Here is a 14,725-nt window from a genome sequence, read left to right on the forward strand (position 1 = left end):
AAATAACAAAACAGGACGCATCCAATTGATTGCGTCCTGTGATATGTTAATTATTCTTCTCCGATAATCTCTACCTCTGTCTCTAACTCTACTCCGAACTTATCCTTGACTGTAGACTGAACATGGTGAATCAACCCTATATAATCCTTGGCCGTTGCTTGATTGGTATTAACAATGAATCCCGCATGCTTAACTGAAACTTCAGCTCCGCCGATTCTTGTTCCCTGAAGCCCGCTCTCCTGAATCAACTGCCCGGCAAATCTTCCAGGGGGACGCTTAAAGACGCTTCCGCAGGAGGGATACTCCAATGGCTGCTTGGATTCACGTTGGCAGGTCAAATCGTCCATGACCGCTTTGATATTCGCAGGATCACCTGGTTGCAAAGCAAACCGGGCCTCCAATACAATGAATTCGCCACTGGCGAAGACACTTTTACGGTAGCCCCATTCCAGCTCATCCCCCTGAAGAGTCACTAGCCGCCCTGCTTTACTGATAGCAAGTGCACTATGCAGCACATCTTTGACCTCTCCGCCGTATGCGCCAGCATTCATATACAGCGCTCCACCTACAGTTCCCGGAATTCCGCAGGCGAACTCAAGTCCTGCAAGACTTTTCTCCAAAGCAAATCGGGAAACATCGATAATCTTTGCACCACACTGGGCGTAAAGCAAATTATCCCTTAATCCCATATCGGTTAAGTCTGCAGTCTGCAGGACAATCCCGCGAATCCCTCCGTCACGGATAATGACATTCGAGCCGTTCCCCAGAACGGTCAATGGAATGTCGTTTACACGGGCATATGTAACAATGGACTGAAGTTCCTCATATGTCGCAGGTACCGTCAAAATGTCGGCCTGCCCGCCGATACGCGTAAATACATAACCTTGCAGCGCCTCCCCGCGCTTGACCACGCCAGTCGGAACCAGCTGCTGCAGATCCTCATATATTTTGCTGATATTCATATTCAGTGCTCCTTCGACTCCATAAAAATAATATTCCTTGATTCACTGTATAATCGTTAACTAGGGCAACCACAACTTTAACAACGAACAGGCTCCCTTGTCAATGACGGGAGCCTGTTGCCAACTGCATATATTATCATTATGAGTCACATTTCACATTTATAACCTATTACACCCCAACTGCACTGTATGCCGCCAGTTCATAAGGCAGACAGAGAGGCACACCGGTCCGCGGATCACGTACAATATCCGCTTCAATACCAAATACTTCCCGCAGTACATCAGGTGTCATCACTTCAGCCGGAGGGCCTTCACTGATCACATGTCCGGATTTGATCGCTACCATATGCTGAGCATAACGGGAAGCATGATTCAAATCATGCACGACCATAATAATGGTACGGCCTTTTTCCTGATTCAGCTTCTGCAGCAGATGGAGAACCTCCAGCTGGTGTGCCATATCCAGAAAAGTTGTCGGTTCATCCAGGAACAGAATATCCGTCTGCTGGGCCAGTGCCATCGCAATCCAGGCCCGCTGACGTTGCCCTCCGGATAGACGGTCAATGGGACGGTCGTGGAACTCTTCCATACCCGTCACTGAGATCGCATTTGCAATAATACTATGATCTTCCAGAGTAAGCGTACCAAAGCCCTTTTGATGCGGATAGCGGCCATAACTTACCAGTTCTGATACAGTAAGTCCATCCGGTGCAGTGGGGTTCTGCGGCAGGATCGCCAGCTGCCGGGCTACTTCTTTGGTCGACAGATTATGGATCGACTTGCCGTCCAGCATCACACTGCCGCTCTTGGGCTTCATGATACGCGCCATTGTCTTGAGAATGGTAGATTTCCCGGAGCCGTTCGCCCCTACCAGGGCTGTGATTTTCCCTGTTGGAAGAGACAGGTTCAGTCCTTTGACAATCAATGCCTCCGCATATCCAATACTTAACTGCTCTGTGTTCAAACGTTCCGGCATCCTCTTCACTCCTATACATCAATAGAATCCTATATGTAATATCCGATCCGGTTAAAGACTTGTCTTTTACGTCTCACTCCATTAAATGATATTGATTCTCATTCTCTATGTCAACATAAATATTTAGTTTTTTGCACGCAACTGTTTATCTTCACAGATGCTGTGTAAGGTTTTCCAGTGAAATTCTCCACTCTCCTTCACAATACTCTATTTTATGTATACTTGTGTAAGAAGCCGAAAATGCTTTTCGGGTCTTGTTAGTCCATTCCAATCCTCTCAAAATATGATAGATTATATTAATGACTCCACCATGCGTAACAACGATTACATTTTCAACAGGATGGTTTCGCACTTGTTCTTCACATAGTAGGGTAAATGTTTCTTTTATACGTGTAAAAAATTCAATGGGACTTTCTCCGCCAGGATAACGTTCATCCATCCGTAAACCCGAGAAGTACAGATTAGGGTATCGTTCATCCACAATTTCATTGGGCATGCCTGCAATAACCCCATTGTTCGTTTCTCTCCAATCTTCGCTGCTTTCAACTCGTAATCCTAGTGCTCTGGAGATCTCATTTGCTGTATCTAATGCCCGTTGCAAATCGCTGCTTAGGATACGATGTATATTAAAGGACGATTGGTTTTCCTTAAGGTAAAGCCCCAGCTTCTCCGATTGCCGATATCCCTCAACAACGAGTCCTCTTTGACTCCACCCTCCACGAAATCCTTCATCATCAATTCCATGTCTTATGAAATAAATGGCCATTTGCATCTCCCCTTCTATTTTTTCGGATAGGCATAATAATACCATATTAATATAAAATTCACTTTCACCTTTTCTTCTTAATACAAAAGAGCCGCTCCCGAAGTATCCGGAAACAGCCCTGTTAATGTAATACATCTATTTATTTATGCAAATGATAAGGCACTGTCGCTACGATGATATCTTTTTGATTCATCAGATAAGAGCGGATGAACAAGCTGGTCTGGTTATGCAGGATCGCCTGCCACCAATGCTTCGTTATAAACTGCGGAATGAGTACCGTGATATGGTCGGTAGAAGCGGTCTTCCACTCCACTGTATCAATGAACTTGACAAGCGGACGAAGAATGCTGCGATACCGGGAACGTAGTACAATTAAGCGCACTCCCGGATTCCATTCCTCCCACTTTTGTTCCATTTTGTTAATTTCTTCTTCATCAAATCCAACATACACGGCTACCACATTATCCGTTAAGGACTTGGCATAGCTGATGGAATGCAGAACTGCACGGGTTACACCTGCGACAGGAACTACTACGGTGCTTCCTTTGATACAAGGTTTATCCGTTTCCGGACAAATACGCAGCTGATCTGCTGTATTGAGATAATGGCGGTGAATCCGGTGGAACACGAACATTACAACCGGCAGGAAGATAAAGGCCATCCATACACTCGAGAACTTCGTGATGATAAAGATCAGAGTAATGGTCAGGGTAGTAAGCATCCCCACCGTATTCACAGCAAATTTATTTTGCCAGCCTTTAGGTTTGGATTTATACCAGTGCACCATCATACCAAGCTGGGACAGGGTAAAAGGAATGAATACACCCACTGCATACAAAGGAATCAGACTTTCTGTATTTCCATGAAAAGCAGCGACAAGCAGGGCTGATAATACACCCAAGAAGATAATGCCGTTAGAGAAGCCCAAACGGTCGCCTCGGACCATAAAGGCATGGGGCAGATATTTATCTTTGGCAAACATAAACGCCAGCAGCGGGAAAGCTGAGTAAGCCGTATTGGCTGCAAGGAAGAGAATTACAGCAGTAATCCCTTGAATGAAGAAGTACAAACCACCGCGTCCAAAAGTAGATTCAGCAATTTGGGATACAACTGTAGCTTTGGTATCCGGTGTAATTCCGTACCAGTAGGCGAGCAGCGTGATTCCTGTAAACATACTTCCAAGGATAATTCCCATCATCATCAAGGTTTTGGCCGCATTTCTCTCAGCAGGTGCCTTGAAGTTTGGAATTGCGTTCGATACCGCCTCTACTCCTGTAAGGGCCGAACAGCCGGAGCTGAAGGCTTTAAGCAGTAAAAACAAACTGACATTCGATACAGCAGCCCCGATTTCTGGAACATTGGCGTGGGCTCCGCCGGTTGCATATTTGAATATTCCCGCAATGATCAACACGAAGATCGATACTACGAACAGATACACAGGAATAGCAATGAACGATGCAGATTCCGTAACGCCTCGCAGGTTGACAAGGGTCAAGAGCAGAATAACGGTTACGGCGATTAGAACACTATGATTATGAAGATTAGGAAAAGCGGATGTGATCGCATCCGTCCCTGCCGACGCACTAACCGCAACGGTCAAAATATAGTCGACCAGGAGCGATCCGCCTGCTAAGAGTCCAGTAGGAACCCCGAGGTTGCTCTTGGCAACGATATACGCGCCTCCGCCTTGCGGATAAGCAAAAATAGTCTGGCGATAGGATAAAATCAAAATAGCCAGCAAGCCCAATACGGCTAATGCAATTGGCAATGAGTACCAGATAGCTGTGAAGCCTGCGGCTACCAGCACAATCAGGATTTGTTCCGTTCCGTAGGCTACAGACGAGAGCGCATCAGAAGACAGGACAGCCAGTGCTTTCACCTTGGATAACTTTTCATGATCGAGTTCGTTCGACTTCATCGGACGCCCGATCAATAGTCGTTTTACCTTGCTTACCATTGTAGTAACAGTTCCTCTCTTTGCTTACGTTGAAACGGTAATACCGTGCGCTGTTTTCATTGGTGGATTTCATAAATGCAGGCACAAAAATAAGCATACGGAAATGATCCGCATGCTTACGCATCGTCATTATCCCACCGTTGCTTACGAGGTTAGCTGGCGGATTCGGGCTGTGGTAGCCCTACGGTTATGGCCCTTGCGGACCGTTCCCGATTCACCCCTTTGGCGCTTGGCCAATGTTGGTTCCCCCGTTTTTCCTTACAGAAAATTCAGCGCATATTCAACTTCTCACAAGGTCTAATGATAGTCTACAATGCCTCTTCCGTAAAGCGGTGAAAAAAATGAAAAAAGAATGAAAAAACATCCAATTTACGCAAAACAAAGATGAGGGATATAGCGATCTTTCATTCTCTGCGAATATCCCTTCATACCGGGTTTTTTCATGATTTTTATCTATATTTGTGTCAGAAATTTCAGGAATGATTGCCCTCTATATTCTGCTGTGGCTCTGTCTAGTCTACGGTGTCCTCTTTACGCCCGGTCCAGAGCAAAATCGTGATTAGAGCAAATGCGATCAGGGCAAGTAAAGGGATCGTAATGAACCCGAAAAAATTAAGATAATCTTTATTACAGGGTACGCCAATCGTACATGGGAGCACCTTGCTGAGTGCAGGAATCTTCTGCTCGGCATAATGATAAACACTTATGCTGCCCCCAATTAGACTTAAAGGAAGCACATAAGGAATTATCTTTTTGTCATTCCGGTATGTGGCAATGCCCAGCAGGATGAGCTGCGGGTACATAAATATACGCTGGAACCAACACAGCTTACATGGCTCATACTTCAGGACCTCGCTAAGATACAAGCTTCCCGCTACCGCAATAACGGACACGAACCAGGCCAGATAGAGGCAGTGGCGCCTGCAGAACGTAGAGAACTTCATCACTCGGCGCTCACTGCTTCGGAAGCAGACTTCATCTGTGCATCTATGGCTTCCATATTGAATGGCTCCTCTACTTTGTATCCATTAATAAATACAGTAGGTGTGGAGGTGACTCCGGTATCCTTGGCAAGAGTAATATCCTTTTGCAGTTCACTTTCATAGGTCCGTTCCTTGATATCCTTGCGCAACAGATCTAAGTCAATGGGCAGCTTTTCCTTCTCTGCCAGACTCACCAGAAAATCCTGTGTAGCCCATTCAGCATTTTCATCCCCTTGATTGGCATAAATTGCATCGTAATAAGACCAGAAAGCATCACTATTCTGATGATATACCGAGAGGGCTGCCAGAGAAGCCGTTTCAGAATCCGGACCGATAAAGGCCATATTTACGAAGTAAATAGCTGCTTTATTCTGATTCACATATTCCTGAGCCAGCTGTGGCTTGATGACACCTGCAAAATTGGCACACGCCGGGCATTTGAAATCACCGAATTCGACGATTTTAACCGGTGCATCCGCTTTGCCCAGTCTTGGAAGCTCACTGTAATTGAATTGAACCGCTTCGCCTGAACCTGCATTGGAAGAAGAGTCCTTCGATGCCAAAAGAATAAGCACGGTGAAGATAATCACTACAATGGCCACTGTGCTAATAATCAGGATTCTCGTTTTCTGCTTGTCCTGTTCCTGTTGTGCCCTGCGTTTCTCCGCTTTGCTTAATTGGGGAAGCATGACATTGTTTTTATTTGATTTGTTCAAATGAGAGTTCCTTTCTGTCCCGTCGGGACTGTTGTGGTGAAGGTATTTCCTTTAAAATTATATAATTAAAACTCTCTCATTGGCAAACCTCCTGTTGAGGAATAGGTTCCATCCGCTGCAGAGGGATTCTGAAGCTAAAAACACTCCCCCCGCCTGTGGCATTTTCCGACCAAATGCTTCCCTCCATAAGTTCTACGAGTTTCTTGCAGATCGCCAGCCCGAGACCTGTGCCGGGATATTTGCGGGTATGGGAAGCATCTGCCTGGGAGAAAGGCTGAAACAACATTTTATACTTATCCGGCGTGATCCCAATCCCTGTATCCTTCACCGTGAATTCAAGAACCATAGACGCACCCAGAGCGCTGTATGGAGCTACGGATACTGTTATCCCCCCATGATGAGTAAACTTGACTGCATTGCCGATTAGATTAACCAAAATCTGCCGGATGCGCGCGCTGTCGCCGATGAACAGTTCCGGAACGGCGGGGTCCAGCTGAAGTGACATTGCCAATTCTTTTTGGGTGGCAGCAACCTTGAAAAGGTTCATACACTCCCGCATCAAAACAGGAAGATTGAAATCCGTTTTTACCAGCAGTATGTTTTCTGCTTCCAGGCGGGATATATCCAGAACATCGTTCATCACATTCAACAGGGCATGACTACTCGTATATTGAAGTTTTAATAAGTCCAGTTGCTCCGGAACTGTAATTTCCTCGGCGAGCAGCTGGTTAATGCCAATAATACCATTGAGGGGTGTACGGATTTCATGACTCATCGTAGCCAGGAATTCAGTTTTCATCCGCGCAGCGCTTTCAGCGGCATTTTTGGTGATTAGAAGCTCTTTCTGTTGTTCAGCTAGCGCTGTGATATCTTCTGCAATAATATAGATGAAGTTCTCTTTTTCGCTCATTAAAGGAAAGACAGTAACACTGCAGATCAACTTGCTCCCGTTTTTAGTTTTTACGTTTACTTCAAGCTTCCCGGACTGCCCGGCTGCAGCACGCTTTATGACTGATTTGAGCGCTTGTGCATCCCGGGTACTGAATAACACATTCTTATAGTCGCTCAACTCCTCTTGGCCATAACCCGTTGTCCGCCTTAACGAAGGATTCGCACTGATCACCTTTTTGCCTAATGGGTCGATGCATATCACCATATCTGGGCTGAACTCAAATAAGGCAGAGTAGCGCTGCTCATTAAACTGTGAAGTAAATATCACCCGTTTCCTGTCTTTATACATAAGAATTAGCACAACAATGACAACCAGCAGAAACGTACCGGCGAGGATCATTCCCAGCATCGAATCATTCAGAAGGGGAGTTCTGCCAGTGTACATAGAGGGTTCTGTGTTGACATAAGAAGCTCCAGCCATAGCTATATAATTCGTTCCCGACATTACTGCAGTGAGGAGCAGAATAAGCTTGGTTTTGGCGGCAGAAAACATATTATACCGCTGCTCTATCCACCTGAAGTTATAGGAGGCTGCAACCACAGGAATGGCAAGCGAGAGTATTAAAGAACCGAATATTGATAATATGCTCTGTTCAAAAGCCGCTGAATATTGCATAGCCATCATCCCGCTGTAATGCATGATCAGGATACCGCTGCTGAATAAACAGCCGCCCAAGGCGAGATTTGACTTGCTCCTGCGCGTACGGGGATTATTGAATATCATTAGAAGCACAAAAGACGCCGCTATAGGCACGGCCAGTGAAAATAACAGCAGAAGCAGATCATAAGACATGCTGTTCCCGGGCTTAACTGCACTCATGCTAATATAGTGCATACTCCATACCCCAATTCCAAGACTGCTGGCGCTCAATAGGACATAGAACACACTTCTTTTTTTACGTACCATTCTTTCAGTAAGCTCCACTGCTATGAAGCTGGATAGCCATGCTATTACAATAGAAAAGAGGGCCAGCAGCTCGCTGTAAAATGAGTGATTCGTCATCGGCCACTCTCCTTTCTTATTTTAAAAAGAATGTAATCCTGTCAGTTACACTCTTTTTACCCTGTGCGAAACGACTCGAATCGACAAAAATCTCTATACTTTATGGGATTTTATGTATAAAAAAAGACACAGCGTTTGCTTCACGCCATGTCTTGGAACAAGAGTTAGGTTATCCTCAAGCTCCTGCCTCTTCAGCCAGAAACTCGATCTTCATTACCTTGATACGAGATATCCGTTTGTTGTCTGTTTCTTCTACCACAAATAGATGATTGTCAAATTCAACGGTCTGCCCCTTTTGCGGCGGATTGACTTCTAGCTTGGAATACAACCAGCCGCCAATCGTATCATAGTCATCCGTTTCCATGTTCAGCCCGAGCCGGTCGTTGATCTCCTCAATCAGCATCAAGCCGTCAATGGAGAATTCATGATCACCCAGCTTCTCTACCCCCGGGCGCTCCTCGTCGAATTCATCCTGAATTTCACCGACAATCTCCTCCATAATATCTTCAAGTGTAACCATACCGGAGGTACCGCCGTATTCATCAATCAGAATCGCGATTTGCGTCTTCGCACGCTGCATGACTTTGAGAAGGGCACTAATCTGAATCGATTCCGGTACGGTAAGAATGGGACGAATCAATTCATTGTATTTGGGTGCATTGTCCCGGATCAGATCCTTGATATGAATAAATCCAAGGATGTGATCCTTATCCCCGTCGCAGACCGGATACCGTGTACGCATCCCGTCAAAGGCAATTTCCATATTTTCTTCAACCGTCAGATTATTGTTCAGACAGATCATTTCCGTGCGCGGAATCATGATTTCGCGTGCCATCGTATCAGCAAACTCAAAGATGTTATCCACCAGGGTCATTTCCGTATTATCGATTAGTCCGCTCTTGTTGCTCTCCTGCATAATGATGCGGATTTCTTCCTCCGTATGCGCTGTTGCCAGCTCCGACGCAGGCGATAAGCGGAATATCCGCAGCAGACTGCTGGCCAGACCTTTGACGATCCAGATAAAAGGATACATGATCCGGAAGAAAACATTCATTGCACCAGCAGTTAGCAGAAGTACCGCTTCAGCTTTGTTCACTGCAATTGTCTTGGGAGCAAGTTCTCCGAGCACAATATGCAGAACTGTGATGAACATAAAAGCAATAATCAGCGAAATCACATATACTGAAGTTTCGCCAAATCCAAGGCTTGTTACAAGGGGTCCCACAATCATGGCGATTGCCGGTTCACCCAGCCAACCAAGTGCCAAAGAAGCAAGAGTGATGCCGAGCTGACAGGCGGACAGATAACCATCCAGATTGTGTACGATATTACTTGCTGCCACTGCTTGTTTGCTGCCTTCCTCCATCAGGGAATCAATGCGTCCGCTTCGTACTTTCACCATCGCATATTCAACCGAAACAAAAAAGCCATTAAACAGCACCAACAAAATAATAAGACCTACATGTAATATACCGGGTAAAGGGTCGCTCAATTTATACTCCTATCCACCGTCTCCACGATTCAGGCGGATAGGCCCACCTCCTTCGTTTGTTCAAAATGTCTGCTGCTACAGCAACAATTCCTTTCTCAATCAATTTCCCAAGTGTGTTCATCTCCTGACTGGAATCACGAATATAAATATACACATTATTATAATATTACTTTGCGTATAAAAACAGGTGTGAACAAGTGTAAAAATATGATCTTTGATGATTCTGTATTAATAATAGTAAACCCTGAAAGAATATATACTAATTCAATCTTAGGTTAAATCCTAAATATCTTTCCGTCAACCTTAGTACCGCCACCTTCCATTTCACTTCTAATTCCCTGTTTGGTCAATGCAGCACTGCTCCCAAAATATCAAGAAACGGCACCGCCCTCGTAAAGGCTTTGCCGTTTCCATGTTAATTATGGCTCTGCGTAACGTTCCCTTAACGACAATTACGTGTAGTCGGCGGATTGCCGATTGTGCCAGGGTACTGATAAACAAGAGGTTCTTCGAAGGTCGCATAATCGAAATTCACCATCAGGAGCACAGTGCGTTGACCGGTGGTCTTGTCGCTGATAATGATGTGATCACGGCCTGCAGCCTCCAGAACCCCTGTGTATATCTTGGCGTTCCAATCCTTGTTATTCTCGTATGTGAAGTAAAAGGTGCCGACTTTACCAAGATTCAGCCGGAAAATGTTTTCGATGTATGATTGCTCGAATACTGGAGCAGTAGTAGATACTACGCCGCCGCCTGGAGTCATTGGGCTGCCGCTTGTAACTTGTGGAGGTGTTCCACTCATGGTACCCATTGAACCCATGCTTCCCATGGTTCCCATAGTACCCATACTGCCCATTGTGCCCATAGCTCCCATATTCCCCATTCCCATTGGGCTCATGCTGTGCATGACGTTCATATGATTCATGTTGTTCATGTTGTTCATATTGCTGACATTGTTCATATTGTCCATGTTGCTCATTGCACCTGAAGGGTTGCTGCCAATGGTATACGTCACAGGGCGGTAAGGTTGAACGATCATCTCTAAAAAACCTCCTAATTATTGTTGGTGTGCAGGCTGATTCGGCCAGTCTAAAGTAAGTTGTAGCTCGTTCTGAGAGAATTAGAACTGCTTCTGAGCTGCGGAAGCGAAGCACCGGACTTCCGGTTGGCTCCGCATCCGCTGAACCCGAACGCTCTAATATACTGCAGGACAATCCTCACTGGTGGGGGTGAAGAAGCAATGTGCTTTGTAACGACCGGTATTCTGCTGATTGTACCAGGTCGCAGGACAGTCACCTACGGGTCGGAAGAACCAGAGCGCATTTGACGCCGGCCTGGTTCGTTCTCCTGCGATGGCACGTCTGGCGAGGCGGATATCGGATTCCCTGGCACGCTGGTAAAAATATCCCTTCTGTGGTGCTTCGAAGCCGCCAGGGCTTTGGAAGACCATGTCGTTAACATTGCGGATGTTTTTGAAATCAAGACAGTTACCCAGTATCCGGTTGACACCTACATTGCCAACCATCAGCATGCCCGACTCGCCATCCCCCTCGGCTTCTGCCCGCATCAACCGTGCAAGCACTTTTACATCCTCCGAGTTTGCTTTAATTACGGCCACACTTTCTCCTCCTTAGCCTACACTTTCTCAACTGCTCGCTGTATTGTATGTGCATTCGCCCAAGAGGTGACAGTTAGCACCGATTACCGCCCGTCCATTTTTCTGAATATTCTAATTATGGCTCGTAGATCATTTTTCGTGTCATGCCACCGTCAATCACCAGCTGAGCGCCTGTGACAAAATGATTATCGGCTGAAGTCAGATACAGGCAGGCCCTGGCGATATCCTCTGGCCGGCCTACTCTTCCGGATGGATGCTGAAGATGATCAATTTCTCTCAGCTCTTCGTAATCGCCTGTTTCAATCCAGCCCGGACAGATGCAGTTAACCGTGATTCCATCTCCTCCAAGTGTGATCGCCATAGCATGCGTCAGCGCAGAGATAGCACCTTTTGAAGCTGTATATGCTTCAGTATTGGGCTCGGACATCAGTGCCCGCGTCGAAGAAAGATTGACTATCGCCCCTCCTTCAGGATTCATCCTCATGATCTTCGCAGCTTCACGGGAAGCGATAAATACACTGCGGGCATTGGTGTTCATCACCAGATCCCAGTTCTCTGCAGATAATTCGTATAATGGCTGTGTATGCGGGTTCGCAATACCTGCATTATTGATCAATATATCCACTGTTCCGTAGGATTGGACAGTAAAAGCTGTCATTGCGATGATTTGTTCTTCCTTGCTGACATCGCAGGCGAAAAATACGGCTGAATCGCCTGCTTGACGAATCTCCTTCTCTACCTTACGCCCAGTGTAATCATCCAGCTCAGCAATCACTACATTTGCACCTTCGGCTGCATAGGCCTTGGCGATAGCTTTTCCAATCCCATGACCTGCACCGGTTACTATGACTGTTCTGTTAAGATATTTCATATTCAATCCACTCCCCTATGTAATCAGATTTCTCATAATACAAATATCCCCTTGTTCCTCAAATCGGAAACAAGGGGAAGTTCTGCTCTGCGCCAATATGTTGAGTACAATGCTCTATTCCGCTGTGGAGTATCGGGGCTGCCGCTGAAATCCTTGGTACCTTGTACCTTGATAAGTCAGAATTCCCCTGTCACCCTCCGCACTCATACCATATTCGTTGCCGTCTACTTTGAATTCCATCCGCGCTCCATTCTCCAGCTCATAGGTTAAATAGTAGATAGTACTCGTGCGGCTGTTATTGGTGTCATCCTGTAGCTGCTGCTGCCGGACTTCACTGCGTTTGCTGACGATACGGGCGGGGATGGTCAATAGGGGCGAGCTGTTGTTGCGGCTCCACACAAACAGCCCCCTGCCTGCAGAAACAGCGACAATGCCAATCACTACAGCAAGAAAGATCGGTATTACCGTCCCCGTAAGATCAAACATCCAAGATGGATCCGGGCCCATTCCCATGACTTAATCCCCCTTATTCCCCATGTTGTCCTGCTCTTGCTCGGATGCAGGCGCTTCTGTACATGTATATGCCCCAGCTATTCCATAAAGCATTACAAAAACATTATTTCGTGTGATCTGTAGTTACAAATATGTCAAAAAGACCACTCCGCTCTATCTTCCCAGAGCTTAAAAGTGGTCTTCATTAACGTTGATCCGGCAGCCTCGATTACGCGTGTACGAGATCCAATAATTGCTTAGTTTCATCTGTTTCTTCAGGAAGCATTCCGCTGTCTGCCCAGCAAGCTCTGCATTGTTCTTCGGTTTCACAAAGGTGAGCATCATCACAGTTGTAGCACAGTTGCAGAAGGTTTCTGGTTACATAATCCGTTTCGAAAGTTTTCATTTTAATCTCTCCTATTCGGGATGAAAGTTTGTGAAAAAATGAACTTGTTCTCTATGTGTTAAATATATCACAGTATTCTTTGTTTGTCATGTGATTTTTTTCACATTTTTAAAGAAAATTTTAAATAAGATTTTTGATGCTTTATTTTTTCATAATTGAAATCCATGCAATAAAAAAAGTGCCTGATCAAGCCACAATTGGTTTGATAGACACTCTCGTATTCATGATATGAATTTACATTACCCGCCAGCTTAACCCTCCATTCGTAGTCTGCAGGAGGATAGATTTGCGGTCTTCTTTTTTCTCTATCAGCAGCCATCCCACCTCAGAAGACACGAACTGCAGCTTCACAATCTCCGGATATTCGGCTAGCTTCGATTGCAGCACACCGCTGGCAGGAAGTGCCGTCCAGATTTTGCCCTGATTCGTTGTCTTATACAGCACATCCTTCTTCAGAGTCCAGCCGAGCTGAGAATTCAAAAAGGCAGGAGGAATATGACGGTTGACGCCCTTTTGCGCACCCAGTCCAAAGGTCACAAATTTCCAGTTCCCGCCCCCGTTGGCAGTGAAATAACCATTGTAGGTAATGCTGCCTTCTTTGTCCGTTTGGCAACCTACAGACATCCACCCATTCAGGCTGGCCTTGTCAAAAAAAACAGGCTCCCCTGTTATTACCCGGTCACAGCCGCGTAACTCTTCATTAACGAGGAATTCCGGACCCTGTATCCATGTTGCCGCACCGTCTTTGGTTATATAGATTTTGGGAAGCGCACCAGTCTGCAAACTTACAAATCCATGTTCAAAATCTTTGAACACCATCCCAGTGATCACCCCTGATATAGGGATTGTATTATTTGGCAAGTTAGGATTATATTGCTCGTTCTGCATAACCAGGTTCCATGTCGCTCCCCCATCTTCGGTAGCATACAGCGCTTTGCTCTCTTTGGTGGCTTTGGCATCCCAGGAGGTCATCAACCATCCGTGTTCAGGGGAATTAAAGTAGATTGAAGTTATCGCATTGGCATCAGGAAAAGAGGATATTTTCCAGCTGCTTCCTCCATCTGTTGTGCGGAGTACCACTGTTTCCGAATGCCCTGACGCGCTACGGATGATCCATCCATTGCTGGGATCTGTGAAGAATATGTCCCTGCCATAGACAGGGTTGGACAAAAACTGGACATTCGAAGAGGGCGAGATGTTGCTCCAGGTCTTGCCGTTATCCATCGTCATGTACATCCGCAGCTCATTTTTGGTTACGCCCCAGGCTAGTCCAATCGTATCATTCAGCAGCCTGAAATCTGTCAGACGGGTCTGGATCTGATATTTTGGACTGCTTTCGTTGTCGATGTTTTGGGCATCTGGTGTAATTAAGGTAATGGTCTGCCCCTCTTCCGGCGCTTCCGTCGGCTGCGGGGGCTGGGAAGGCTCCGGAGAAGGAGAAGAGCAGGCAGACAGTATAAGCAAGGCCAGGAGCACCGTAATTACAGCTCTTAGAGCCTTGAAACCTGTAATCTTAAATGACAATGCTCTCT

14 protein-coding genes and 1 riboswitch are annotated in these 14,725 nt (G+C 46.0%); all 14 genes read right to left on the minus strand.

What is annotated here, in order from left to right; translation table 11 throughout:
• Nucleotides 1-50 precede the first annotated feature (50 nt).
• The 14 genes from murB to AC0MA3_RS02810 all read right to left on the minus strand — a co-directional run bounded on the left by murB (nucleotide 51) and on the right by AC0MA3_RS02810 (nucleotide 14,717).
• Nucleotides 51-962, minus strand: a complete 912-nt coding sequence (murB, locus tag AC0MA3_RS02745; protein ID WP_474655085.1) for a UDP-N-acetylmuramate dehydrogenase — start codon at nucleotides 960-962, stop codon at nucleotides 51-53.
• Nucleotides 963-1,131: 169 nt separating this feature from the next.
• Nucleotides 1,132-1,938 carry an ABC transporter ATP-binding protein gene (locus AC0MA3_RS02750; RefSeq protein WP_474655086.1) on the minus strand — a complete coding sequence of 269 codons (807 nt, stop codon included), beginning with the start codon at nucleotides 1,936-1,938 and terminating at the stop codon, nucleotides 1,132-1,134.
• 151 nt (nucleotides 1,939-2,089) lie between these two features.
• The gene (locus AC0MA3_RS02755; RefSeq protein ID WP_474655087.1) at nucleotides 2,090-2,704 is read right to left on the minus strand and encodes a histidine phosphatase family protein; all 615 of its coding nucleotides are present in this window, start codon (nucleotides 2,702-2,704) and stop codon (nucleotides 2,090-2,092) included.
• Between the two features lie 139 nt (nucleotides 2,705-2,843).
• A complete protein-coding gene (locus AC0MA3_RS02760; RefSeq protein ID WP_379152082.1) occupies nucleotides 2,844-4,661 on the minus strand; it encodes an APC family permease in 1,818 nt (605 codons plus the stop codon).
• Nucleotides 4,662-4,787: 126 nt separating this feature from the next.
• Nucleotides 4,788-4,946, minus strand: a riboswitch (cyclic di-AMP (ydaO/yuaA leader).
• A 227-nt stretch (nucleotides 4,947-5,173) separates the two neighbouring features.
• Nucleotides 5,174-5,605 carry a disulfide oxidoreductase gene (locus AC0MA3_RS02765; protein ID WP_379154119.1) on the minus strand — a complete coding sequence of 144 codons (432 nt, stop codon included), beginning with the start codon at nucleotides 5,603-5,605 and terminating at the stop codon, nucleotides 5,174-5,176.
• Nucleotides 5,605-6,360, minus strand: coding sequence for a DsbA family protein (locus AC0MA3_RS02770; protein ID WP_474655088.1), 756 nt, complete (start codon nucleotides 6,358-6,360; stop codon nucleotides 5,605-5,607). The genes AC0MA3_RS02765 and AC0MA3_RS02770 overlap by 1 nt, the downstream gene beginning before the upstream one ends.
• A 76-nt stretch (nucleotides 6,361-6,436) precedes the next feature.
• The gene (locus AC0MA3_RS02775) at nucleotides 6,437-8,314 is read right to left on the minus strand and encodes an ATP-binding protein (RefSeq protein WP_474655089.1); all 1,878 of its coding nucleotides are present in this window, start codon (nucleotides 8,312-8,314) and stop codon (nucleotides 6,437-6,439) included.
• A gap of 175 nt (nucleotides 8,315-8,489) precedes the next feature.
• On the minus strand, nucleotides 8,490-9,806 hold the full coding sequence (locus AC0MA3_RS02780; RefSeq protein ID WP_379152073.1) for a hemolysin family protein: 1,317 nt from the start codon (nucleotides 9,804-9,806) through the stop codon (nucleotides 8,490-8,492).
• 442 nt (nucleotides 9,807-10,248) lie between these two features.
• Nucleotides 10,249-10,653, minus strand: coding sequence for a spore coat protein GerQ (gene gerQ / locus AC0MA3_RS02785; protein WP_379154117.1), 405 nt, complete (start codon nucleotides 10,651-10,653; stop codon nucleotides 10,249-10,251).
• Between the two features lie 348 nt (nucleotides 10,654-11,001).
• A complete protein-coding gene (locus tag AC0MA3_RS02790) occupies nucleotides 11,002-11,424 on the minus strand; it encodes a cell wall hydrolase (protein ID WP_474655090.1) in 423 nt (140 codons plus the stop codon).
• A 115-nt stretch (nucleotides 11,425-11,539) separates the two neighbouring features.
• Nucleotides 11,540-12,295, minus strand: a complete 756-nt coding sequence (locus AC0MA3_RS02795) for an SDR family NAD(P)-dependent oxidoreductase (RefSeq protein WP_379152067.1) — start codon at nucleotides 12,293-12,295, stop codon at nucleotides 11,540-11,542.
• Nucleotides 12,296-12,409: 114 nt separating this feature from the next.
• The gene (locus AC0MA3_RS02800) at nucleotides 12,410-12,802 is read right to left on the minus strand and encodes a DUF2500 domain-containing protein (RefSeq protein ID WP_379154115.1); all 393 of its coding nucleotides are present in this window, start codon (nucleotides 12,800-12,802) and stop codon (nucleotides 12,410-12,412) included.
• Between the two features lie 214 nt (nucleotides 12,803-13,016).
• Nucleotides 13,017-13,193, minus strand: a complete 177-nt coding sequence (locus tag AC0MA3_RS02805; protein WP_379152064.1) for a hypothetical protein — start codon at nucleotides 13,191-13,193, stop codon at nucleotides 13,017-13,019.
• 234 nt (nucleotides 13,194-13,427) lie between these two features.
• On the minus strand, nucleotides 13,428-14,717 hold the full coding sequence (locus AC0MA3_RS02810; protein WP_379152061.1) for a VPS10 domain-containing protein: 1,290 nt from the start codon (nucleotides 14,715-14,717) through the stop codon (nucleotides 13,428-13,430).
• Between the last annotated feature and the right edge of the window lie 8 nt (nucleotides 14,718-14,725).

This window comes from Paenibacillus sp. LS-5 (genome assembly GCF_056121505.1).